This window comes from Nocardia sp. CA-119907 (assembly GCF_050955995.1).
Lineage (GTDB): Bacteria > Actinomycetota > Actinomycetes > Mycobacteriales > Mycobacteriaceae > Nocardia.
The window spans coordinates 5,151,576-5,173,849 of record NZ_CP192091.1 but is presented as its reverse complement, the minus strand read 5'-3'; the positions used below and the strand labels follow the sequence as shown (position 1 = coordinate 5,173,849).

Genomic DNA, 22,274 nt, shown 5'->3' with positions numbered 1-22,274 from the left:
AAATATACCCCCAGGGGTATTTGAGTGAAGAGTGGCATCCGGCACATGCGGTGCCGTGGCCCGCTGGGAGGAGCGAGATGAAGGTTGTGATCGTCGGTGGTGTGGCCGGTGGTATGTCGGCCGCCACCCGTCTGCGGCGGCTGAACGAATCGGCGGAAATCGTCGTGCTGGAGCGCGGCGATCATGTGTCGTTCGCGAATTGCGGTCTGCCCTATTACGTCGGCGGAGTGATCCCGAAACGTGAATCGCTGCTGTTGCAGACGCCCGAGTCGCTCGCGGCGAGGTTCCGACTGGACGTGCGAGTCCGGCACGAAGCGGTGGCCATCGACCCGGAAGGGCGCACGGTCACCGTGCGTGCACTGGACTCGGGTCGTGAATATGTCGAAGCCTTCGACGAATTGGTGCTGAGCACTGGTGCCGCGGCGATCGTGCCGCCGCTGCCCGGTGTCGAGCGGGCGCTGGTGCTGCGTGATGTCGCCGATGTGGACCGCCTGGTGGAAGCGGTGGCCGAGGTGCGGTCGGCGGTAGTGGTGGGGGCCGGGTTCATCGGTGTGGAGATGGCCGAAAATCTTGTGCGGCGCGGTATTTCGACCACCGTGGTCGAGCGCGCTCCGCAAGTGCTCGCACCGCTGGATGTCGAGATGGCCGCGCCGGTCGCCGCCGAGATGCGCGATCACGGGGTCCGGTTGGAGTTGGGTGCAGAGCTGATTCGCGTCGACGGCGATACGGTGACGCTCTCGGATGGGCGCGTGGTCGCGGCCGAGCTGGTGGTCATGGCGATCGGGGTGCGCCCCGAGAGCGCACTGGCCCGCGAGGCCGGATTGGCGGTCGGCCCGGGTGGTGGCATCGCGGTCGACGATCGTTTCCGCACGTCGGCACCGCATATCTACGCGGTCGGCGATGTGGTGCAGAAGCGAGACGCGGTAACAGGGCAGTCGGCGCTCGTCCCGCTGGCCAATGCCGCGAATCGGCAGGGGCGGCTGGTCGCGGATGCGATCTCAGGTCTGTCGGTCACCGACCCGCCCGCGCAGGGCACCGCGATCGTCGGTGTCTTCGAGCTGACGGTGGCGATGACCGGATGGAGCGAGAAGCGACTGCGAGCCGCCGACCGCCCGTTCCGGGTGCTGCACTCCCATCCGCTCGCCCATGCCGGGTACTACCCGGATGCGCGCGCGATGTCGGTGAAGCTGCTCGTCGATCCGGATACCGACGCGATACTCGGCGCGCAGGCGGTAGGTGGGGAAGGTGTCGACAAGCGCATCGACGTGCTGGCCACTGCGATGGCGGGCGGTATTCCGGCCTCGCGGTTGATGGACCTGGAGCTGGCGTACGCACCGCAGTTCGGTTCGGCCAAGGATCCGGTGAACATGCTGGGCTACATGGCCGATAATCTGCGCGTCGGCGCTGTCCGCACAGTGCAGTGGAATGAAATCGGCGAGGCTATCGTGGCAGGAGCGCAGCTGGTCGACGTGCGATCGCGGGAGGAGTTCATCGCTGGTTCCATTCCCTGTGCAGTCAATATCCCCCTGGACGAGCTACGCGAACGGGCCGCCGAGATCCCGGCCGGTCCGGTTCTGGTGTTCTGTCAGGCAGGGCAGCGCGGCAACACTGCGACGCGTTTGTTGACCCAGCTCGGCCGGGACGCTGTCAATCTCGACGGCGGGTACCGGACCTGGCGTGACGCATTCGCGGACCAGAACACGTAGCCCCCGCGAAGAATCCGTTTCACCGAAAGGAAACAGCACAATGTGTCAACGAATTGTCTGCCGGACGTGCGGTAAGCCCGGCTACACCGGGTGCGGTGAGCATGTGGAGGAGGTGCTCGGCGACGTGCCGCAGGCGCAACGGTGTGCGTGCGCCGATCAGCCGCCGACCCGCAAGCGGTGGTTCTCGGGCGCCTAGATGTAGTGCGGCGATCTGGTCGTGGTCCTTCGATGATCTCGGCATCTGATGCTCGACATCGCAAGTTGCCCAACTTCGTGGCGACCCGACCGGTCCTCGCGCCCGGTATGTCGGTGGCAGGTCGGCGACGCCGAAGCGGGTGAAATCGCGCACGCGGCAGCCGAATTGGAGGCGAGTGACTGAACCGTCAGCGGTGCATGTATCCCAGTGTGAATGACGCATCGTCGAGCCGTGGGGCGATCGATTCCCCACCGAGTGCCTGGCGCAGTATGGTCTGTTCGTCCTGGATGACGTGCATGACGGCGTTGATCAGCGCGAGGTGGGTGAACGCCTGGGGAAAGTTGCCCCAGTGCCGTCCGCTTCGGGGGTCGATCTCCTCGGCGTAGAGGCCGAGCGGGCTGGCGTAGGCGAGCAGTTTCTCGCACAGCTGTCTGCCTCGCTTCTTTTCGCCGATCTCCGACAGCGCCGAGACCAGCCAGAACGAGCAGATCGTGAAGGCGCCTTCTTCCCCTGCGCAGCCATCGTCGGTTTCACTGACGCGGTAGCGCAATACGAGGTCGTCCTCGGTCAATTCGTCGGCGATGGCCAACACCGTATTGCGTACCCGGTCGTCGTCGGGCGGCAGGAAACGAACCAGCGGGATGAGCAGGGTCGAAGCATCCAGCGCCGTGCTGCCGTAGTACTGGGTGAACACCTGCCGGGAGTCGACCGCATGAGCGCAGATGTCGGCGTGGATTTCGTCCGCGGCCTCTTGCCAGCGATGCGCGCGCTCGAAGTCCTGGTGGATGCGGGCCAGCCGGGCGCCGCGATCGGCGGCAACCCAGCACATCACCTTGCTGGAGGTGAAGTGTCGGGGCTCGCCGCGCACTTCCCAGATGCCATGGTCGGGCTTGCGCCAGTAGGTGAGGGCGCTTTTGACCGCCCGGCTCAGCACCAGCCAGGCTCGCGCGTCGATCTGGTCTTGGTTGCGCGCGTAGAGATAGACCGCGTCCAGCGCAGCGCCCCACACATCGTGCTGGCGTTGCCGGTACGCGTCGTTGCCGATGCGCACGGGTGCGGCATTTTCGTAGCCGCGCAGGTGGGTGAGGATCTGCTCGGTGAGGTCGCTTTCGCCGCTGATGCCATAGACGATCTGCATGTCCCGGACGTTTTCGGTCAAGTTCATGATGTAGGAGAAGAAGTCGTTCGCCTCCCAGCTGAAGCCCAGTGTGTACAGACCCCACAGCGCGAAGGCGGAGTCGCGTATCCACGAGTAGCGATAGTCCCAATTGCGTTGTCCGCCCGGGGTTTCGGGTAACGAGGTGGTGGCGGCGGCGCTGATGGCGCCGGTGGGCGCGAAGGTCAACCCCTTGAGGGTCAGCGCGCTGCGGGTGAGTTGGGCGGCCCACGGATGGTCCGGAAACCGCCCGCCGGCCAGCCAGTGCCGCCAATGGTGGATTGTCTGCAGCAGCCGGTCATCGGCCTCGTCGATGGCGCGGGGTGCGTCGCGACTACCCCAAGAGAGCGCGCAGAAGCGTGTGTCGCCTGCCTTCAGCAGGGTGCGCGCAAGCGCGTGCGTACCTTCCAGCCCCAAGCGCATGTCGGTGCTGAGCGTCAGTTGCAGATCGATCCCGTCGGCGCTGGCCTGCGCGAGGTGGTAACTGTCGAGGTACTCCCAACGAGCACGATGCCGGCCGTAGTCGAAGCACGGCTGGCAGTCGAGCCCGAACTGGATTTGCCCGGTCTCACAGCGCACCGTCCGCAGCAGAATGTGCTCGGCGTCGTAGTCGGTGGGGGTTCGACGATGGGCGCTGCGGCCGGGTATCTGGTGTCGCCACGGCCCGACCAGCAGCACATCGCGAACCGTCGCCCACCCTTCGCCACTGCGCCAACTCGTCTCCATGACCATCGTGCCGGGGACGTAGCGGCGATCGGTGGGCACCATCAAGTCGGCCGGGGCGAACCGGAACGAACCGGCGGAACGATCGAGTATTGCCGCGAAGACGCTGGGGGAGTCCATACGGGGCAGACACATCCACTCGATGGTTCCGCTGGGGGCGATGAGTGCGGTGACCTCGCAGTCGGAGATGAAACCGTAGTCGTCGATGCGCGGGAACGCGGTGAGCCGTGGCGTGCGTTCGGTCTCGTCGTCCATGTGCTGCTCCCTCGTCATCTCGGCGCTGAAATCCGGCCGGCTACTCCACGCGATTGCCTGGTGAACCGCCTTCCTTCTCGACCGAACGGCGAGCGGGATCGGGGACGTGAGTGTTATGGCGTTTCCGAATAGCCCACCACCTCGGTGGTCCTATCGGCAAGCCCGGAATTTGCTGCGACGTGACGAGGGCGGGGGAGTCGTCCCGGATCCGGGGCAGACCCTGCCGTCCCGCTCAGTGGAGAACGCCCCGGTTCACCGAAACCGGGATCCGCAAGCTCATCGACTCGGTCGGCGACAGATGTCGTCGCCGCAGATGCGCGATCCGATAAGGCGGATCGGTATCGGGCCGTCCGACACCGCCTACGAGCAGTCCGCCATCGGCGACGTTATGCCAATACCTGCTTTCTGGCCGACAGCGGCAGCGGCGGAATGAGTTTCGTCCAGAATTCGCGGCGGACCGCATCCCACAACTTCGCCAGTTCTGGAAAGAGTTCCCGCGCCCGCGCGAGATCCGGGTAGTTGCTCGGGCAGAAGGAAGCGACCTGCGAGGCGTTGGACGCATTGTCCACGGCGATAATCGCGATCAGATGATGCTGAACCAAGCGCCACGTCACACAGAATCCGTCGACTTCCGTTCGACGAAGATCCTCATCCATCTTCGATACCTCGCCGCCGCACGCTCACCTCGTGCATTTGGCGACCGCCGTCAACCGGCCGCAGTTGACTATGCGCCGCCATCTCGGCTGGCGACTCAGCGTGGCCGCGGGTGCACCACCGGAGGTGCTCCCTGGGCGAGGTCGGATTCTCGGACATGGGGGAATTCCTGCTTCGATCGTGACGTCGGTGCGTCAAGGGTTCGGGTGGGGCAATTCACATGACCTTTAACATAAGATATTAGAGGTCATAGTTCAAGCCGTCGTCGGTAAAGATCGCATTAAGGTCCGCCGTCCCATCTAGCTCGCGCTTCACCTGACGGTTTGTAGCGGCGGATGGCCGAAGCCGGGGGGCGGCACGCGGGGTCTGCCGCGCCCGCGGTTGGACGGTGGGCGCTGGCTGGCTACCTGCCTCCACCGCCCGAGCGGCCCGCGGCCAGGGTGACCCCGAATGTGCGGCGGAGCAAGAGTACATCTAACTTTATAGTTCATATTTCAAGTGTTAGTGGCTAGACTCGTGTTATGTCCCCGCCTCCCGAGGAGTCGTGTTGCCCCAGCAGAAGAGGGTCGGATTGACCGCGCTCGGTGCGGTGCTGTCACCGCTCGAGGGTGGCGGTCCGAAGACCGAGGCCGTGGTGCAGCGGCTGTCTGCGGCGATCAGCCTCGGTGTGATGGTCGACGGCCAGCAGTTGCCGAGTGAGACCGATCTCGCCAATCAGTTGGGTGTATCGACGATGACTCTGCGGGAGGCGCTGGTCGTACTTCGGCAGCAGGGCATCGTTCACACCAAGCGAGGGCGTGGGGGCGGCAGCTTCATCAGCGCTTCGGCGGAGGTCTTCGAGAACACCTCGCTGGCGCGGTTGCACCAAATGAGCATCCAGGAACTGCGCGATCTGGGGGACGAGCACTTCGCCGTCGCCGGAGCGGTCGCGGTATTCGCCGCGCGCCGCGGGTTGCAGGCCGATATAGCCCGGCTTCGGGCACTGGCCGACCGGCTGAAGGACAGCGCCGACCTTGTCTCGGCGCGCCGGGCCGACAGCCGCTTTCACATCGAGATGGCAGTGTGCGCGCAGTCCACCCGGCTGACCCGCGCCGAGGTCGGGCTGCAGGCCGAGCTCTCCGCCCTGCTCTGGCTGCCGCGGCTGGAACTGGACCCGGCCGCCGAGGCGACCGTCCATCGTGATCTGGTGGACGCGATCGAACGAGAGGACGATGCCCGGGCTCGGGAACTGGCAGAATCGCAGACGGAATCACGAATCCGCCGCCTCGTCGCCTTACGCTTGGAGCTCAGTGATCGATGAGGGATACCGATAACGTTCCGGCCCCGGCGACCATCGAGTCGCTCGGTGATTCCGTGGCAAAACTGGCCGACGAGGTCTACCTGTCGCTGACAACCATCGGGACCGCGCTGTCAACCCTGTGGGATCGTCTCACCGAGAAGCGGCGGCTCGCTCTCCGGGCGACCGATCTGGCATTGCTGCGCGAGACCATTCTCGGCGAGCTCGAGCGGCGCGGAAGACTGTTCAACGGAGCAGGCGTCGTGATGGCCGACAGCGTTCTCGCCGACCGCCCCCGACACCTGGAATGGTGGCTTCCGGACGCCCAGCGCCTGAACCTGGAATTGAATCCCGATAGTGAATACTTCTACGACTACACCAAAATGGAGTGGTTCACGGTTCCGCGCGACCAGGGTCGACGCTGGGTGCAGGGGCCGCACCTCGATTACGCGTGCACCGATGAGTACGTCTGCACATTTTCGTTACCGGTCACCATCACGTCGGGCACATTTCTCGGCATCGCCGGCGCCGATGTGCCGGTTGCCGCGATCGAGGAGGTCCTGCTTCCGCGATTCCAGGCATTCGGTCAGCGGGTAGTGCTGGTCAATAGCCAAGGCCGTGTCATTATCGGCACCGATCCCGAATTCACGACCGGATCCAAGACGAGCCGGATGGACAGATCCGCTGCGACAGTCCCGGTCGAGTCGGTGCCCTGGTCGTTGCGTCTGCTGGGATCCACGGCATCCCACTGAGCCTGTCCGGATAGCGATCCTGCCGCGTGATACCGGTACGCGCGGGCATCGAGCTGCACCTGTCGATCAGGCGTCGTGGAATACCACGTTCTCATCGATGGCGCGGCGGCCGATGCGCAGATCATTCGCGGGGAAGGACGGGTCGGGGTAGCCGACCGCTAGACCGCACAGGACCGAAAGCTTCGTTGGGATAGCGAGCCGTGCACAGCGTCCCTGAATTATTCAGTTGCGGACGCCGGTGGCGCGTCTGATGAGTGCGTCGAACCCGCGATCGGGCAGCAGCCATTTCGCGAAGATCAACGGCTTGGCGCCGAACCCGACGGTGTAGCGGGTCTTGGGGCGTCGGGCAGTGACAGCTTTGCCGATCGCGTCAGCGATCACCTGCGGCGGGGAGTTGCGCTTGGCGCTGGCCTCCGAGCTCAGCGTGGTGGCCACGGCCCGGGCCTGGCCGGCGTAGGCGGTGTCGCCGGAAACCTTGCGCAGGTGGTCGGCGGCGATCCCACCCCATTCGGTGGCGATGCCGCCAGGCTCGATCACCACAACGTCCACGCCGAACGGTTTCGCCTCCAGTCGCAGGCAGTCGCTGAGGCCCTCCAGGGCGAACTTGGTGCCGTGGTACCAGCCGCCCAGCGGTGTGTAGATCTTGCCGCCCATGGAGGTGATATTGACGATGGTGCCGCTGCGCTGTTCACGCATGTGCGGCAGTACCAGCTGGGCCAGCCGCGCTGCGCCGAACACGTTGACCTCGAACTGGTAGCGGGCCTCGTCGAGGGGCACGTCCTCGATCGCACCGTAGGAACCGTACCCGGCGTTGTTGACCAGCACATCTATGCGACCGGTCTCGGCGACGATCTGCGCGATCCCGGCGGTCGCCGACGCGTCGTCGGTGACATCCATCGCCAACGGCTTGATGCCGTCGGCGGCGAGTTTCTGCAGCCGGTCGGTGCGCCGGGCTGCCCCGTAGACGGTGTAGCCGAGGCCGGCGAGTTTGCGGGCAGTGGCCTCGCCGATGCCGGAAGAGGCACCGGTGACGAGGGCGGTCTTGGTGGTCATGTCATCTCCTCACACGCCCGGCCCGGCGCGGCCTGAGTTTCGCCGAGCACTTATTCAACGGACTCGACCCCAGGGACGCTGCTCGGGGCCTGATCCGGGTGAGAACGGCGTGTCACGCACCCGCAGAGGCCGGTACCCGATCGGGCCGAACTGGGCGCCGCTGTCGACCTCGATCGCGCCGTCCGCTTCAACTCCACAGCGTCACATGCACTTTCGGGCGGAACCGGGTGACGCCGACCCCGGACCCGCGGATCATCGCCTGGATGCATCGCGGGGTGGTGATGAAGCGCAGCAGCTCCGATACCGCGGGCTGGCGGGTGTCGGGTGGCAGGGTGGTCGCGCACCACTCATCGGATACCTGCAGCCCGGCTCCCTTGATATGGCTCAACCGACCGGCCGCGAGGTCGGAGGAGACGGCGAAGCCGATCGTCAGGGTGATGCCGCCGACACGGCGGACCTCTTCGAGGGCGGCGGCGTCGCTCTGGAAGATCCGCTGGTGTGATTCGGGAATGGCCAACTCGCGCAGCATTGTCGCGATATGTCCGTCGACGCTGCCGGCGCCGGGGCCCAGCATCCACTGCTGCTCCCGCAGCTGGGCCGGATGCGGCGCGATGTCCGCCAGCGGGCTGTCGGGGCGCGTGACCGAAATGATCTGATACTTCAGGAACGGCCGGGTGGTGATGGTCGTGTCGGTGTCGTCCTGGCCGGGCCCGAGCGCGATGTCCACCGCCCGGGTCTCGATCAAGCTGCGGAACTGGCTGGTGGGATGAACGCTCAGCTCGACCGACAGGTCCTTCGCCCGCGCCGCGAACAGGTCGATGAGGCCGGGCGCGGCATGTTCGGCGAACGCGCTCGATGCCGCGATGCGCAGCAACCGTCGGCCGTGCGCTGCCTCGCTTACCTCGATGGCGGTCTGGCGCTGCAGTCCGAGAATCTCGATCGCGCGGCTGGCCAGCCGCAATCCGCCTGGCGTGAAGGCCAGACCGGCCGCCGTGCGGGTGAACAGCGGGTCGTCGAGCTCTTTACGCAGCTGGGCGACGTGCGTCGAGACACCGGCATCCGACATCCCCAGCTCTCTGGCCGCCGCATGGACGGAGCCGAGCCGCACCACGGTCGAGTAGGCCCGAAGCTGGGCGGGCGTCACAATCCGAGTCTAGTTTGGAGGTTGACGCGGCGCCCACAGCCGCATCGCGCCCGGAGGACGCACATGCAGGACGTGCTCACGGATCTGATGACAACTTGGCACGCCGGGGGCACGGCTGGGGTCGCCACGGTCGTGCGGACCTTCCGTTCGGCGCCGCGACCGCCCGGCGCGGCCATGGTCGTCGCCCCGGACGGGACGGTCGGCGGTTCGGTTTCCGGTGGCTGCGTCGAAGGCGCGGTCTACGAACTCGCCACTGATGTCATCCGCACCGGTCGCCCGGTGCTGGAGCGGTTCGGCTTCTCCGATGACGACGCCTTCGCCGTCGGCCTCACCTGCGGCGGCATCATCGACATCTTCGTCGAGGCGATCTCGCGGGAATCGTTTCCGGAACTCGGCGAGGTCGCCGCGGACATCGCCGCCGACCGTCCGGTCGCGATCGCGACCGTCATCGAGCACTCCGACGTCGCCCGGGTAGGACGACGGCTGTTGATCCGGCCGGGCACCGCACACGGCACCTTGGGGTCGGCGCGCGCCGACGATGCGGTAATCGATGACGCGCGCGGGCTGCTCGCGGCGGGCCGCAGCGAGGTGTTGTCCTACGGTCCGGACGGGCAGCGTCGCGGCGAGGGCATGGCGGTTTTCGTCGCCAGCTATGCCCGGCAGCCGCGGATGCTGGTGTTCGGGGCGATCGATTTCGCCGCCGCCGTCGCACAGCAGGGATCGTTCCTCGGGTACCGGGTGACGGTGTGCGACGCGCGGCCGGTCTTCGCCACCTCCGCCCGGTTCCCGACCGCCGATGAGGTCGTCGTCGACTGGCCGCACCGCTATCTGGCCGCGCAGATCGCGGCGGGCGCGATCGATTCGCAGACCGTCGTCTGCGTGCTGACCCACGATCCCAAGTTCGACGTTCCGCTGCTCGAGGTGGCGCTGCGCGCGCCGGAGATCGGCTACGTCGGTGCCATGGGGTCACGCCGCACGCACGACGAGCGCCTGAACCGGCTGCGAGAGGCCGGTCTCACCGACGAGCAACTCGCCCGGCTGGCCAGCCCGATCGGGCTGGATCTGGGCGGCCGGACACCCGAAGAGACGGCGGTGTCCATCGCGGCCGAGATCATCGCGCGCCGCTGGGGCGGACACGGCCGTGCACTAACCCGGACCGGCGGCCGCATTCACCACGGGGCGCAAACAGCGAGTTAAGTGATTGCTTAATTCGGTCTTGACGATCGCATCAGCGGGGCAGAGGCTGACCTTCTTCCCATTGATGTGAGGTAGATCACATGCAAGTACCTGGGCCATTCGAGTATGAGCGCGCAACGGGCGTGGATCACGCCATCGGACTATTGGACCGGCTCGGCGAGGAGGCGCGCATCGTCGCGGGCGGGCACAGCCTGCTGCCGATGATGAAGCTGCGTCTGGCCAATCCGGAATATCTCATCGACATCAACGACCTGGCTGCCGAACTGGGATACATCGTCACCGATCCGACCCTGGTTCGCATCGGTGCGATGGTCCGGCATCGGCATCTGCTCGAGTCCGACGACCTTGCCGCAGTGTGTCCGATCTTCCGTGATGCCGAGTGCGTGATCGCCGATCCGGTCGTGCGCAACCGCGGCACGATCGGCGGCTCGCTGTGCCAGGCCGATCCCGCCGAAGATCTCTGCACGGTCTGCACGGTCCTCGGTGCAACCTGCCTGGTGCGCGGACCGTCCGGCGACCGGGAGATCGCGATGGACGAGTTCCTGGTCGGTCCGTACGAAACCGCCATGTCGCACAACGAACTTCTGATCGAGATCCGAATTCCGGTGCGGCATCGGACATCGAGCGCCTATGTGAAGGTAAAGCGCCGGGTCGGCGACTGGGCGATCGCGGCGGCCGGTGCGACCGTGACACTGCACGGCGAGGCGATCGCGGCCGCACGGATCGGTCTGACGGCGGTCAACCCCGATCCGGCGGCGCTCGCCCCCGCGGTCGACGCGCTCATCGGTGAGCCACCTACCGAGGAGGTTTTCGCGGAGGCGGGCCGCCGGGCGAGCGCAGCGTGCTCACCTGTCTCCGATGCGCGCGGCAGCGCGAACTACAAGCTCCATCTCGCCTGCGAACTGACGATTCGCGCGCTGCGCACCGCGGTCGAGCGCGAACTGAAGGAATCTGCGCTGGAAGGGAATTAGCCATGCAGGTAACCATGACCGTCAATGGCGAGCCGGTAACCGCGGAGGTCGAGCCACGCACCCTGCTCGTACATTTCCTGCGAGATCAGTTGCGGCTCACCGGAACCCACTGGGGCTGTGACACCAGCAACTGCGGCACCTGTGTGGTGGAGGTCGACGGCGAACCGGTGAAGTCGTGCACGATGCTGGCCGTGATGGCGGGCGGCCGTTCGGTGCGCACCGTCGAGGGGCTCGAGGTGGACGGCCAACTCGATCCCGTGCAGGAGGGCTTCATGCAGTGTCACGGGTTGCAGTGCGGATTCTGCACGCCCGGAATGATGATCACCGCCCGCGCCCTGCTCGACCGCAACCCGAATCCCGACGAGCAGACCATCCGGGAGGCGATCTCGGGCCAGATCTGCCGCTGCACCGGATACACCACCATCGTGCGGTCGATCCAGTGGGCCGCGGCGAAGCAACGAGGCGAAGCGGTCGAGCCCGAGCCCGCCGCCACCCCGACGCCGGTAGGGAGCACATCATGACCACCGTCGAATCCCGGCCCGAAGACCGAGTCGACAATGACCGCAAGCCGTGCGGTCACGGCAGGATGCTCCGCAAAGAGGATCCGCGGTTCATTCGCGGACGCGGCAACTACGTCGACGACGTGCAGTTGCCCGGCATGCTGCATATGGCGATCCTGCGTTCCCCGTTCGCGCACGCGCGGATCGTGAGCGTCGATGTCTCAGCGGCGCAGGCACATCCGAAGGTCAAGGCGGTCGTCACCGGTGCGGATCTGGCGGCGAAGGGACTGGCCTGGATGCCGACGCTGTCCAACGATGTGCAGGCGGTGCTGGCGACGGACAAGGTCCGGTTCCAGGGCCAGGAGGTGGCCTTCGTCGTCGCCGAGGATCGCTACTCCGCGCGTGATGCGTTGGAGCTGATCAATGTCGAGTACGAGATGGTCGATCCGGTGATCGACGCCCGGACCGCACTGGCACCCGATACGCCGGTGATCCGCGATGATCTCGAGGGCAAGCGGGACAACCACTGCTTCGACTGGGAGACCGGCGACGCCGCCGCGACCGAGGCGGTGTTCGCGCGCGCCGATGTCATCGTCAAGCAGGAGATCGTCTATCCACGAGTGCATCCCGCCCCGATGGAAACCTGCGGCGCCGTCGCGGATCTCGATCCGGTGACGGGGAAGCTCACGCTGTGGTCGACGAGCCAGGCCCCGCATGCCCACCGGACGATCTACGCGATGGTGGCCGGACTACCCGAACACAAGATCCGGGTGCTCTCACCCGATATCGGCGGTGGCTTCGGCAATAAGGTGCCCATCTATCCGGGATACGTCTGCGCCATCGTCGGGTCGCTGTTGCTGGGCAAACCGGTGAAATGGATGGAGGATCGCAGCGAGAATCTCACCAGCACCGGGTTCGCCCGCGACTACATCATGCTCGGTGAGATCGCGGCCACCACCGAGGGCAAGATCCTGGCCATCCGGTCGACCGTGCTCGCCGATCACGGCGCCTTCAACGGCACGGCCGCGCCGTTGAAGTATCCGGCAGGCTTCTTCGGCGTCTTCACCGGTAGCTACGACATCGAGGCCGCTTACTGCAAGATGACCGCGGTCTACACGAATAAGGCCCCCGGCGGTGTCGCCTACGCGTGCTCGTTCCGGATCACCGAGGCCGTCTACTTCGTCGAGCGGCTGGTGGACTGCCTCGCCTACGAACTGAAAATGGATCCCGCCGAGCTGCGGCTGCGGAATCTCCTTCGCGCCGAACAGTTCCCGTACACCAGCAAGACCGGCTGGGTCTACGACTCCGGCGACTACGAGAAGACCATGCGCCTGGCGATGGACATGATCGGCTACGACGCCCTGCGCAAAGAACAGCGGGACAAGCGTGCTCGCGGCGAGTTGATGGGCATCGGGATGTCCTTCTTCACCGAGGCCGCGGGTGCGGGTCCGCGCAAGGATATGGACATCCTCGGACTCGGCATGGCCGACGGGTGCGAGCTGCGCGTGCATCCGACCGGCAAAGCCGTTGTGCGGCTATCGGTTCAGACCCAGGGGCAGGGGCACGAGACGACGTTCGCCCAGATCGTCGCCGAGGAACTCGGCATACCGCCCGACGATATCGATGTCGTGCACGGTGACACCGATCAGACACCGTTCGGCCTGGGCACCTATGGCAGCCGGTCGACACCGGTCTCGGGCGCCGCGGCCGCACTGGTGGCGCGGAAGGTGCGCGACAAGGCGCGGATCATCGCGTCGGGCATGCTCGAGGTCTCCGTCGCCGACCTCGAGTGGGAGAAGGGCTCGTTCCATGTCAAGGGCGATCCGTCCGCGGCCGTGACGATCCAGCAGATCGCGATGCGCGCACACGGCGCTGGTGATCTGCCCGAGGGTATCGAGGGCGGACTCGACGCGCAGATCTGTTACAACCCGGAGAATCTCACCTTCCCCTACGGCGCGTACTTCTGCGTGGTCGACATCGACCCGGGGACAGCCGTGGTGACGGTGCGGCGCTTCCTCGCCGTCGACGACTGCGGCACCCGGATCAATCCGATGATCATCGAGGGGCAGGTACACGGCGGCATCACCGACGGTATCGGCATGGCGCTGATGGAGATCATGGCCTTCGATGAGGACGGCAATTGCCTCGGCGGATCCCTGATGGACTACCTCATCCCGACCGCACTCGAGGTTCCGCATCTCGAGACCGGGTACACCGTCACTCCGTCGCCGCACCACCCGATCGGTGCTAAAGGCATCGGCGAATCGGCCACGGTCGGATCGCCTGCGGCAGTGGTCAACGCGGTGGTGGATGCGTTGGCGCCGTTCGGCGTTCGGCACGCCGATATGCCGCTGACGCCGTCGCGGGTGTGGGAGGCGATGCAGGGCCGGGCCACGCCGCCCATCTGAGTAGGTGCGAGCGATGGGATCACCGATGAAGATGACCGAGCGTGCACAGCAGTTGGTCCGCACCCGGACGCCGTTCGTGCACGCGACCGTCGTGCGCGCGCAGCAGCCGACCTCGGCGCACGCCGGGGACGAGGCGATCCTGTTGCAGGACGGGACGATCGAAGGATTTGTCGGCGGCCAGTGCGCCCAGAACTCGGTCCGCAAGGCGGCGATGGGTGCCCTGCAGTCGCACGAGAGTGTGCTGCTGCGCGTGCTGCCCGACGGCGATCTGCATTTTCCCGAAGCGCCGGGCGCGGCGGTGGTGGTGAATCCCTGTCTGTCCGGCGGAGCGTTGGAGATCTTCCTCGAGCCGCAGATCCCGGCGCCGCTGCTGCGCATCTGCGGCGCGACACCCATCGCCGACGCCCTGGCCGACGCGTGCGAACTGGTGGGTTTCGGAGTGCAGCGCAGCGCCGCCGAAGTCGACATGCTGGACTCGCTGGCCGATACGACGGCGGTGGTGATCGCCAGCCATGGTGGCCCGGAAGCCGAGATGATCCGCGTCGCGCTCGACGCGGGTGTGGGGTATGTCGGGTTGGTGGCCAGCAGGATTCGGGGCGCGTCGATCCTCGACGAACTCGAATTGACCGACGCCGAGCGGGCTCGTGTGCGGACCCCGGTGGGTTTGCCGATCGGCGCGAAGACGTCCGCGGAGATAGCCGTCTCGATTGTCGCGGAAGTGATCCAGGCCGTCCGCAAGGGTGGCTTGGCCGTCACGCCCCGCGCGGTGCATGTCGCTGTCGAGGTGTTCGATCCGGTGTGCGGCATGACCGTGGCGGTCGGGCCGGACACACCACATCTCACCATCGACGATGTCGACTACTGGTTCTGCGGCGCCGGCTGCCGCAATTCCTTCGCAGCGACGAAGACGGGCTCATGACGAACGGGGTCGTCACCGGAGTGGTACTCGCCGCTGGAACCTCACGGCGTCTCGGCACCGCGAAACAGATACTGCCGTACCGGAATACGACGGTTCTCGGCGCGACCCTCGACGTGGTGCGATCCTGCGCCTTCGATCAGATCATCGTCACGCTCGGCGGCGCGGCGGCGGCGGTGCGCCAGCAGGTCGATCTCACCGGGGTGGAGGTTGTCATGGCCGATGACTTCGATTCGGGCTGTTCGTCGTCGTTGCGTTCGGCCTCGAGTTCGGTGCATCCGCGGGCCGCTGGAATTGTGCTGATGCTCGGTGATCAACCAGGTCTGTCGGCGGCGACCGTCGACCGACTGATCGCCGAGGCAAGGTCCACCGCGATCACGGTCTGCCACTACCACGACGGCATCGGGCATCCATTTTGGCTGAGTCGCGGCATATTCGGCGACTTGGCCCGATTGCACGGCGACAAGGCCGTGTGGAAGATCGTCGAATCGGGCCGCGTCCCGGTGTCGCGATTAGACGTCGACGCACCGATGCCCTTGGACGTCGACACCTGGGACGACTACGAGCGCCTGCGCGCCGCGACGTCGCCATGATGTCGCCGTTCGACGATATCGAGGACGTGGTGCGCCGATTCGACGCCGACGACTACCTGCTCGATACCGGAACCGCCGCCGCCTTCTATCTGGCCACCACGTTGGGGCGGCCACTGCTGCTGGAAGGCGAACCGGGAGTGGGCAAGACGACGGCGGCCAAGACGCTGGCCACCGTGCTCGGTGCACCGCTGATCCGGCTGCAGTGCTACGAGGGCCTGACCGTGAGCGAATCGCTGTACGACTGGAATTACCAGCGTCAGCTGCTCAGCATCCGGCTCGCCGAGGCGCGCGGCGCCGACCTCACCGAAGCCGACCTGTTCACCGAGGATTTTCTGGTCGACCGGCCGATCCTGCGCTGTGCGCGATATCGCGGCCCGACGCCGCCGGTGCTGTTGATCGACGAAATCGACCGTGCCGATGACGAATTCGAAGCCCTGCTGCTCGAATTCCTCGGTGAGGCCACGGTGACCGTCCCTGAACTCGGGACCTTTGTCGCCGAGCACCCGCCGCTGGCGGTGCTGACCTCGAACCGCAGTCGCGATCTGCACGATGCGCTGCGGCGGCGCTGCCTCTATCACTGGATCGACTACCCGCAACCGGCCCGTGCGGTGGCGATCGTGCGACGCACCGTGCCCGGAGCCACCGACGCGCTGATAGAGCACGCCACCCAATTCGTCGGCCGCGCCCGCGATCTCGATCTCGACAAGCCGCCCGGCGTCGCCGAGACCATCGACTGGATCGCCGCGCTGGTCACGCTCGGGGTCGCCGAGCTCACCGCGCCGGAGGCGGTCGCCGCGCTCAGCGCACTGGCGAAGACCCCTGACGACCGCGCCACCGTCCACGAGGCATTCGTCGAATACACCCAAGACCTGGCTACCGGATGAGAGGGATACTCCGATGAAGATCGCCAATGAGTTCACCGTCCACGCACCCGTCGAGCGGGCATGGGCGGTACTGACCGATCTCGAACAGGTGGTACCGCTCATGCCCGGCGCACAGATGGTCGGCTGGGAGGGCGAGGACTTCCTCGGCAAACTGAAGGTCAAAGTCGGCCCGGTGACCAGCGAATTCACCGGGAAGGCGAATTTCGTCGAGCGCGACGAACATGACCATCGCGCCGTCATCAACGGCAGCGGCCGGGATTCACGCGGATCCGGAAACGCGGCGGCGACCATCACCACACAACTGCGCGAAGACGGCGACCGGACTCGGGTCACCGTGGACACCGACCTCAAGATCGTCGGCAAGCTCGCCCAGTTCGGCAGCGGGATGTTGCAGCAGGTGTCCGAGAAGATGATGGGTCAATTCGTCGCGTCTCTGGAAGAGAAACTCGCAGCGGGCGATTCGGTCGCAGCAGCGGCGGCGGCCGGGCCGGACAGCCGAGAGGCGCGGGCGCAACCGGTCGCGCAAACCGAGACCGCGCCACTAGATCTCGTCGAGCTCGTCGGACCCGCGATGATCAAGAAGTATGCGCCGGCGCTCGCGTTCGTGCTCGTGTTCGTGCTCGGAATCATCCTGGTGCGCAGGCGGATGCGCGGGAAGCGATGACGCGGGCGGTACTGCTGCGCGGCGTCGATCTGGCGGCATTCGCTGTCGCGGTGGTCGCGCGGTTGCGGCGTGGTGGCGTTGCGGTGGCGCCGAGCGGGCCCGCGCTGTTCGTGCAAGCCTTGCGTCGCATGGTGCCCCGCTCGCGCACCGAACTCTACTGGGCTGCGCGACTCACGCTCGTCGATCGCATGCAGGATCTCGCCGCCTTCGACGCGGTCTTCGCGGCGGTGTTCGCCGACGCGGTGCTGGGGGTTGACCCGCCGAGCCGAACGCACGGACTGCCGACCGAACGCGCGTCGGCACCGGGCACGGGCGGTCGAGGACAGCCTCGGCAAGGCGGTGAAGTCCCTTGGGCGACACTGCAATCAGCGACGGGTGCCGACCACGCGACCGACCAGGGTATGGCGCTGCCGGACGTGCTGCCGAGCCGGTTCGCGGCACGGGAACAGGAGCCGTTCGCTCGCTTCGATACGGACGATCTGCGGACGGTCGGCGCCTGGCTGGAGCAGGCGTCTGCGCGCTGGCCGCAGCGCCGTAGCAGGCGGTACGCGAACCATCCGCACGGCAAGCGGATCGACTTCCGGGCGACGATGAACAACTCCCGCCGCACCGGCTGGGAGTCGGCGGTGCTGGTCCGCACGCGTCCCCGACGGCGCCCGCGCCGAATCGTCATGATCTGCGACGTCAGCCGCTCGATGCAGCCATATTCGATGATCTACCTGCACCTGATGCGGGCCGCGATGCAGCGCCGTTCGCCCGTTCGCCCCGAGGTGTTCGCCTTCTCCACCTCGCTGACCAGGCTGACCTCGGTGCTGGCGCACCGCTCCCCGGATGTCGCGGTGGCCCGGGCAAACGACAAAGTGGTCGACCGCTACGGCGGCACGCATATCGGCCGGTGCCTCGGCACGCTGCTCGCGACTCCGTCCGGCAACGCGGTGCGCGGGGCCGTCGTCGTCATCGCATCCGACGGCTGGGACAGCGACACGCCCGATGTCCTCGCCCGTGCGATGGCCCGGATCCGACGGCGGGCTTGGCGGGTCATCTGGCTCAATCCCCGTGCGGGCGACTCCCGATTCCAGCCGAGCACCGGTGCGATGGCGGCGGCCCTGCCGTACTGCGACATCATGATGCCCGCACACACGCTGGCGGGGATGCACGAGTTCATGCAGGCCCTGGCATCGACGATGGTCACCTGATGGCAAGGCCGATTCGGCGACGGCACCACTCGGCGAACGTATGATTCTCACGGCATCGTTTTGGACCGGTGCCTGGTGCACTGGGGCGTGCGACGCCGCGCGGATTGGAATGACGACCCCGTTGGCTGCCCATTGCACAGTGGCACGACCACGACCTGTTGTTTCATCTGGTGCCCGATACCGTTCGAGAATTCCCGGCGCCGCTGCCTCCATCCCGCTGCGGTGAGGTCGCCGACGCCGCCGCTCTCCAGGGAAAGCGAGGATACCGATGTCCACTCATCAGGCTGTTCACGTGGAGTCCGCCGGTGCGGCGTTGAAACTGGTCGATGTCGAAACCACCGCACCGCTCCGCGACCATGTGCGCCTCGCGGTCTCGGCGTGCGGGATCTGCGGCACCGACCGAGCGTTCGTCGGCGGCGGGTTCCCGAACATGTCGTGGCCGCTGACACCGGGGCATGAGATCGCGGGCACGATCGCCGAACTCGGCGCGGGTGTCGACAACTACGCCGTCGGAGACCGTGTCGCTGTGGGCTGGTTCGGTGGGCATTGCGGCAAATGCGTCCCATGCCGGAAAGGCGATTTCATCCACTGCCAGAACATCCAGGTGCCCAGCTGGCAGTACCCCGGCGGATACGCCGAGTCGGTGACCGTACCGGCCAATGCGCTGGCCCGCATCCCTGACGAACTTTCCCTGACCGAGGCCGCGCCGATGGGTTGTGCCGGAGTCACCACCTACCACGCACTTCGCGAAACCAGGGCGATGCCCGGCGACCGCGTCGCCGTTCTGGGGATCGGCGGCTTGGGCCACCTCGGTGTGCAGTTCGCCCGGGCGATGGGCTTCGAGACGATCGCGATCGCTCGGGGCGCGGACAAGGCCGAGGACGCCCACGCGCTCGGCGCCCACCACTACATCGACTCGACCGCCGGCGACGTCGGCAAAGCGATGCGCAGGCTCGGCGGTGCGTCGGTCGTTCTGGGGACCGTGGGCAACGCCGCGGCCATGGCCCAAACAGTCGGTGGACTGCTACCGCGCGGTGAGCTGATCGCCATCGGCGTCAGCGGCGAGCCACTGCCGATCAGCCCGACGCAGCTGATCGGGCGCGGACTCAGCATCACCGGCCACGCCTCCGGTACCGCGCGCGATATCGAGGAAACGATGCAATTCGCGGTCCTATCCGGCGTGCGCACGCGAATCCAGGAACGGCCACTGGATCAAGCAGCCGAGGCATATGCCGCAATGGAACAGGGACAGGCCCGCTACCGCATGGTCCTCACGGTCTGACCCATCAGGGCCGGCCGCAGCACAGGCTGATCCGACAGCGGCCGATCGCCTGGGCCCCGCATCCGCGCATCCGGGCGACTCGAGCGTGGTCTCGCTCAGGAATCACGTTGGGCGGCGCGGAGTTTCGCTAGCAGCGGCGCGGCCGCTTCGGCGAGGAACCGGTCCTGCTGCTCGTCGCCGACCTGAACCAGGGCGATATCGGTGAACCCCGCGTCCTGAAAGGGCCGCATCGCCGACACGATGGCATCGAGGTCGGGACCGCAGGCGATCGTCTCGGCGATGTCCTGCGGGCGCACGAACTGCGTCGCGGCCGCGAAACCCGCGGGCGTGGGTAGGTTCGAGTTGACGTCCCAGCCGCCCGCCGACCACCGGAACTGTTCGTGGGCACGCTGAACAGCCTTGTCGCGGTCAGTGTCCCAACTGATGGGCAGTTGCCCTGTCACGCGCGACGCTGGCGCACCGGAGTGGTTCGCGCGCACGCGATGCCACGATCGGACCAGCTCGGCCTCGGGGGCGGTGCTGATCATCTCGTCGCCCAGCGGGGCGAATCGTTGCACCGAGCGCGGTCCGGATACCGCGACCGCGATCGGCACCGGCTGTTGCGGAAGATCCCAGATCCTGGCGGCATCGATGCGGTACCAGTGGCCCTGCCGGTTCACTGTGCCGCCCGCGTGTAGGTCGCGAATGATGCCGATAGCCTCCGCGAGGCGGTCCTGTCGCTCATCCAGCCCGGGCCAGCCTGCGCCGATCACGTGTTCGTTGAGGCTCTCGCCGCTGCCGAGACCGAGGGTGAACCTTCCCTCCGTCAGGATCTGCAGTGTCGCCGCCTGCTGGGCCACGATCGCCGGGTGGTATCGCATGGTCGGGCACGTCACGTAGGTCATCAGCGGAATCCGCCGGGTCGCCTGTGCGACGGCCCCGAGCATCGTCCACGCATGCGGCGCGTGGCCCTGTTCCTCGAGCCAGGGCGAATAATGGTCGCTGCTGACCAGGAAGTCGAAGCCCGCATGCTCGGCGGCGACGGCGTAGCGAACGAGCTCGCGCGGCCCACTCTGCTCGGTCATCAGCGTGTATCCGAATCGGGTCACTGTCACTCCTTGTTGCTCGAGTGGTCGGATATCCGGTGGCTACCCGCCTATGGCGGAGTTATGGGCGACGCTCCCTACGTATTCGCCATGATCAGAGCGGAGCCCGTCCATCGCCTCCGGAATCGGTACGCAGGGTGTGGGGGTTGAGCGGCACCGGGCGGCTAGCCGCGGACGATGGGGACCGGAGCGGAATCCAATCCGGTCCTCGCATCGCCACACCCCAGCTGCTGGACGCCCGGCGCGTACGCCCTGGTGTCAGTAGTAATGGCGTCGGCCGCCGACGGCGCGGCCTGTCGACCCCAATGTCAGTAATACGAGCCCAATGATGAGGACCACGATTCCGATGGTCCAGAGGATCGGGATGCTGAATATGAATCCAACGACATGAAGAATAGTTCCGAGAACGATCATGGCCAGCTACCTAGTTTTCGAGCCATCGGCGCACACCTCGATCGCGTACTGCGGGGCGATCGACATTTCGGCAATTCAGCTGCTCGAGGAAAATTCGTACGCGGAAGGCGAGTTCATCAACCGGAACGATCCGAGGAGTTCTTTCAATCCGAGCTTTGCCGCGATTCGCTGTCGTGCGGCACCGGTTCCGTGGTGTTCCAGTGCGGTCAGTAATTGTCTGGCGATAGCGGTGTCGCCGGCTTCTTCGAGTTCGTCGGCGATCCACTCGATCAGATTGCCCAGCATTCGTACAGCCGGCACCTGTACTTCCTCGACCGGATCGACCGCGGGTCCGGTGAGACCATGTCGGGCCGCCGACCAGACCGCGGCCGCCCCGACCTGTTCGTCGATGCGCGGGCCCTCGATTCCGGCTTCGAGTTTGCGGATTGCCGTTTGCACCAGCCCACGGGTCAGTACCGCTTGGAGGACGGCATCGTCGACCGTTGCGGCAGTGTCGGCGGCGCGAACTTCTACGGTGGGGTACACGTCCGAGGGTCGAGCCAGCCAGAACGACATGTGTCCGTCGATGAGAACGCCGGATTCGACGAGCGTCGCCACTCTGGCCTCGTAATCGTCGGCCGAACGCGCAAAGGGCGGCAGCCCCGAACCCGGGAACCGAGACAGCTCGGCGATCCGCCATGAGCTGTAGCCGGAGTCGTGACCGTCGTGGAAGGGCGAATTCGCGCCGACCGCGATCAAGGTCGGCAACCAGGGGCGGAGATGATTCACCACGGCGACGGCTTGGTCGTCCCCGTCGACACCGATATGCACATGTGCGCCGCAGGCGGTATAGGTTTGCGCCATTTTTCGATATCTGCTGTGTATACGCGCATATCGGCTGTCCTCGGTGCCGCCACAATACGGAGTGCCGCAGACAGGCGCGTACCCGATCGGGAGAACGAACAGTTTGCAGTCACGCCCGGCGTTCGCGAGCATTCCGCGGGCCGCGCGCAAATCTGACCGCAGGGTATCCATCGCCGTATGGACGAGGCTGACCGACTCGATCTGAACTCGTTGCAACTCCGGTTTGAATCTGTTCGATTCATCGGGCGCTAGATTCGTGCGCATCCATTCGATAACGGCATCCACCGCCGGAACCGGCACTCCCCCGACATCGAGTAGGAGAAACTCTTCCTCGAAACCCACTGTGCGCCGTTGCCGCATCGGATCTACTTTCGTCGCCCACGCTCCTGCTGGCCGACATACCCAC

The 22,274-nt window shown here is 66.4% G+C and carries 21 protein-coding genes; 14 read left to right on the top strand and 7 right to left on the bottom strand.

All coding sequences use genetic code 11. From position 1 onward, the window contains the following. Nucleotides 1-77 precede the first annotated feature (77 nt). Nucleotides 78-1,706: an FAD-dependent oxidoreductase gene (locus ACQP2D_RS22700; protein ID WP_433677917.1), complete on the top strand. Its 1,629-nt coding sequence runs from the start codon at nucleotides 78-80 to the stop codon at nucleotides 1,704-1,706. Nucleotides 1,707-1,746: 40 nt separating this feature from the next. Beyond that, nucleotides 1,747-1,902 (top strand): hypothetical protein, encoded by a 156-nt coding sequence (locus ACQP2D_RS22695; RefSeq protein WP_355186669.1) that lies wholly within the window; start codon nucleotides 1,747-1,749, stop codon nucleotides 1,900-1,902. 187 nt (nucleotides 1,903-2,089) lie between these two features. Here the strand turns inward: ACQP2D_RS22695 and ACQP2D_RS22690 are convergent, their stop codons facing one another. Both ACQP2D_RS22690 and ACQP2D_RS22685 read right to left on the bottom strand, forming a co-directional pair. Beyond that, the gene (locus ACQP2D_RS22690) at nucleotides 2,090-4,036 is read right to left on the bottom strand and encodes a glycoside hydrolase family 15 protein (RefSeq protein ID WP_433677916.1); all 1,947 of its coding nucleotides are present in this window, start codon (nucleotides 4,034-4,036) and stop codon (nucleotides 2,090-2,092) included. A 386-nt stretch (nucleotides 4,037-4,422) separates the two neighbouring features. After that, complete coding sequence (locus tag ACQP2D_RS22685) at nucleotides 4,423-4,692, bottom strand: hypothetical protein (RefSeq protein ID WP_433677915.1); 270 nt, start codon at nucleotides 4,690-4,692, stop codon at nucleotides 4,423-4,425. Between the two features lie 545 nt (nucleotides 4,693-5,237). Between ACQP2D_RS22685 and ACQP2D_RS22680 the strand changes: the two genes are divergently transcribed. After that, nucleotides 5,238-5,990 carry a FadR/GntR family transcriptional regulator gene (locus ACQP2D_RS22680; protein WP_433677914.1) on the top strand — a complete coding sequence of 251 codons (753 nt, stop codon included), beginning with the start codon at nucleotides 5,238-5,240 and terminating at the stop codon, nucleotides 5,988-5,990. Beyond that, nucleotides 5,987-6,718, top strand: a complete 732-nt coding sequence (locus ACQP2D_RS22675) for a cache domain-containing protein (RefSeq protein WP_433677913.1) — start codon at nucleotides 5,987-5,989, stop codon at nucleotides 6,716-6,718. The genes ACQP2D_RS22680 and ACQP2D_RS22675 overlap by 4 nt, the downstream gene beginning before the upstream one ends. 222 nt (nucleotides 6,719-6,940) lie before the next feature. On the opposite strand, the gene ACQP2D_RS22670 is transcribed toward ACQP2D_RS22675, so the two are convergent. Together ACQP2D_RS22670 and ACQP2D_RS22665 are read right to left on the bottom strand one after the other, a co-directional pair. Then, on the bottom strand, nucleotides 6,941-7,771 hold the full coding sequence (locus ACQP2D_RS22670) for an oxidoreductase (RefSeq protein WP_433677912.1): 831 nt from the start codon (nucleotides 7,769-7,771) through the stop codon (nucleotides 6,941-6,943). A 187-nt stretch (nucleotides 7,772-7,958) separates the two neighbouring features. Then, entirely contained in the window at nucleotides 7,959-8,915 is a 957-nt protein-coding gene (locus tag ACQP2D_RS22665) for a LysR family transcriptional regulator (protein ID WP_433677911.1), read from the bottom strand. 63 nt (nucleotides 8,916-8,978) lie between these two features. Here ACQP2D_RS22665 and ACQP2D_RS22660 point away from each other — a divergent pair, with 63 nt between their 5' ends. From ACQP2D_RS22660 to ACQP2D_RS22615, 10 genes are all read left to right on the top strand, one after another. Beyond that, nucleotides 8,979-10,112, top strand: coding sequence for an XdhC family protein (locus ACQP2D_RS22660; protein WP_433677910.1), 1,134 nt, complete (start codon nucleotides 8,979-8,981; stop codon nucleotides 10,110-10,112). Nucleotides 10,113-10,192: 80 nt separating this feature from the next. Next, a complete protein-coding gene (locus ACQP2D_RS22655) occupies nucleotides 10,193-11,083 on the top strand; it encodes an FAD binding domain-containing protein (RefSeq protein WP_433677909.1) in 891 nt (296 codons plus the stop codon). 2 nt (nucleotides 11,084-11,085) lie between these two features. Then, nucleotides 11,086-11,604, top strand: a complete 519-nt coding sequence (locus ACQP2D_RS22650) for a (2Fe-2S)-binding protein (protein WP_051183382.1) — start codon at nucleotides 11,086-11,088, stop codon at nucleotides 11,602-11,604. Then, the gene (locus ACQP2D_RS22645) at nucleotides 11,601-13,991 is read left to right on the top strand and encodes an aerobic carbon-monoxide dehydrogenase large subunit (protein ID WP_433677908.1); all 2,391 of its coding nucleotides are present in this window, start codon (nucleotides 11,601-11,603) and stop codon (nucleotides 13,989-13,991) included. Before ACQP2D_RS22650 ends, ACQP2D_RS22645 begins: the two co-directional genes overlap by 4 nt. A gap of 25 nt (nucleotides 13,992-14,016) precedes the next feature. After that, complete coding sequence (locus tag ACQP2D_RS22640) at nucleotides 14,017-14,910, top strand: XdhC family protein (RefSeq protein WP_433685740.1); 894 nt, start codon at nucleotides 14,017-14,019, stop codon at nucleotides 14,908-14,910. Continuing rightward, on the top strand, nucleotides 14,907-15,500 hold the full coding sequence (locus ACQP2D_RS22635; protein ID WP_433677907.1) for a nucleotidyltransferase family protein: 594 nt from the start codon (nucleotides 14,907-14,909) through the stop codon (nucleotides 15,498-15,500). The genes ACQP2D_RS22640 and ACQP2D_RS22635 overlap by 4 nt, the downstream gene beginning before the upstream one ends. Continuing rightward, nucleotides 15,497-16,384, top strand: a complete 888-nt coding sequence (locus ACQP2D_RS22630) for an AAA family ATPase (protein WP_433677906.1) — start codon at nucleotides 15,497-15,499, stop codon at nucleotides 16,382-16,384. The genes ACQP2D_RS22635 and ACQP2D_RS22630 overlap by 4 nt, the downstream gene beginning before the upstream one ends. Nucleotides 16,385-16,397: 13 nt before the next feature. Next, nucleotides 16,398-17,048, top strand: a complete 651-nt coding sequence (locus tag ACQP2D_RS22625) for an SRPBCC family protein (RefSeq protein ID WP_433677905.1) — start codon at nucleotides 16,398-16,400, stop codon at nucleotides 17,046-17,048. Beyond that, entirely contained in the window at nucleotides 17,045-18,244 is a 1,200-nt protein-coding gene (locus tag ACQP2D_RS22620) for a vWA domain-containing protein (protein WP_433677904.1), read from the top strand. The genes ACQP2D_RS22625 and ACQP2D_RS22620 overlap by 4 nt, the downstream gene beginning before the upstream one ends. Nucleotides 18,245-18,512: 268 nt before the next feature. After that, the gene (locus ACQP2D_RS22615) at nucleotides 18,513-19,526 is read left to right on the top strand and encodes an alcohol dehydrogenase catalytic domain-containing protein (protein WP_433677903.1); all 1,014 of its coding nucleotides are present in this window, start codon (nucleotides 18,513-18,515) and stop codon (nucleotides 19,524-19,526) included. Nucleotides 19,527-19,621: 95 nt separating this feature from the next. Here ACQP2D_RS22615 and ACQP2D_RS22610 read toward each other — a convergent pair whose 3' ends face one another. From ACQP2D_RS22610 to ACQP2D_RS22600, 3 genes are all read right to left on the bottom strand, one after another. Further along, nucleotides 19,622-20,614 carry a TIGR03557 family F420-dependent LLM class oxidoreductase gene (locus ACQP2D_RS22610; RefSeq protein WP_433677902.1) on the bottom strand — a complete coding sequence of 331 codons (993 nt, stop codon included), beginning with the start codon at nucleotides 20,612-20,614 and terminating at the stop codon, nucleotides 19,622-19,624. A 255-nt stretch (nucleotides 20,615-20,869) separates the two neighbouring features. Beyond that, the gene (locus tag ACQP2D_RS22605; RefSeq protein ID WP_433677901.1) at nucleotides 20,870-21,025 is read right to left on the bottom strand and encodes a DUF6131 family protein; all 156 of its coding nucleotides are present in this window, start codon (nucleotides 21,023-21,025) and stop codon (nucleotides 20,870-20,872) included. A gap of 75 nt (nucleotides 21,026-21,100) precedes the next feature. Next, nucleotides 21,101-22,228 (bottom strand): carboxylate-amine ligase, encoded by a 1,128-nt coding sequence (locus tag ACQP2D_RS22600; RefSeq protein WP_433677900.1) that lies wholly within the window; start codon nucleotides 22,226-22,228, stop codon nucleotides 21,101-21,103. Nucleotides 22,229-22,274: the final 46 nt, after the last annotated feature.

Bases quoted from the DNA above. Each gene is read 5' to 3' on its own strand.
- ACQP2D_RS22645 (WP_433677908.1), top strand. From the start codon at position 11,601: ATGACCACCGTCGAATCCCGGCCCGAAGACCGAGTCGACAATGACCGC.
- ACQP2D_RS22695 (WP_355186669.1), top strand. From the start codon at position 1,747: ATGTGTCAACGAATTGTCTGCCGGACGTGCGGTAAGCCCGGCTACACC.
- ACQP2D_RS22670 (WP_433677912.1), bottom strand. From the start codon at position 7,771: ATGACCACCAAGACCGCCCTCGTCACCGGTGCCTCTTCCGGCATCGGC.
- ACQP2D_RS22625 (WP_433677905.1), top strand. From the start codon at position 16,398: ATGAAGATCGCCAATGAGTTCACCGTCCACGCACCCGTCGAGCGGGCA.
- ACQP2D_RS22675 (WP_433677913.1), top strand. From the start codon at position 5,987: ATGAGGGATACCGATAACGTTCCGGCCCCGGCGACCATCGAGTCGCTC.
- ACQP2D_RS22605 (WP_433677901.1), bottom strand. From the start codon at position 21,025: ATGATCGTTCTCGGAACTATTCTTCATGTCGTTGGATTCATATTCAGC.
- ACQP2D_RS22655 (WP_433677909.1), top strand. From the start codon at position 10,193: ATGCAAGTACCTGGGCCATTCGAGTATGAGCGCGCAACGGGCGTGGAT.
- ACQP2D_RS22700 (WP_433677917.1), top strand. From the start codon at position 78: ATGAAGGTTGTGATCGTCGGTGGTGTGGCCGGTGGTATGTCGGCCGCC.
- ACQP2D_RS22635 (WP_433677907.1), top strand. From the start codon at position 14,907: ATGACGAACGGGGTCGTCACCGGAGTGGTACTCGCCGCTGGAACCTCA.
- ACQP2D_RS22685 (WP_433677915.1), bottom strand. From the start codon at position 4,692: ATGGATGAGGATCTTCGTCGAACGGAAGTCGACGGATTCTGTGTGACG.
- ACQP2D_RS22620 (WP_433677904.1), top strand. From the start codon at position 17,045: ATGACGCGGGCGGTACTGCTGCGCGGCGTCGATCTGGCGGCATTCGCT.
- ACQP2D_RS22615 (WP_433677903.1), top strand. From the start codon at position 18,513: ATGTCCACTCATCAGGCTGTTCACGTGGAGTCCGCCGGTGCGGCGTTG.
- ACQP2D_RS22600 (WP_433677900.1), bottom strand. From the start codon at position 22,228: ATGCGGCAACGGCGCACAGTGGGTTTCGAGGAAGAGTTTCTCCTACTC.
- ACQP2D_RS22660 (WP_433677910.1), top strand. From the start codon at position 8,979: ATGCAGGACGTGCTCACGGATCTGATGACAACTTGGCACGCCGGGGGC.
- ACQP2D_RS22650 (WP_051183382.1), top strand. From the start codon at position 11,086: ATGCAGGTAACCATGACCGTCAATGGCGAGCCGGTAACCGCGGAGGTC.
- ACQP2D_RS22640 (WP_433685740.1), top strand. From the start codon at position 14,017: ATGAAGATGACCGAGCGTGCACAGCAGTTGGTCCGCACCCGGACGCCG.
- ACQP2D_RS22630 (WP_433677906.1), top strand. From the start codon at position 15,497: ATGATGTCGCCGTTCGACGATATCGAGGACGTGGTGCGCCGATTCGAC.
- ACQP2D_RS22690 (WP_433677916.1), bottom strand. From the start codon at position 4,036: ATGGACGACGAGACCGAACGCACGCCACGGCTCACCGCGTTCCCGCGC.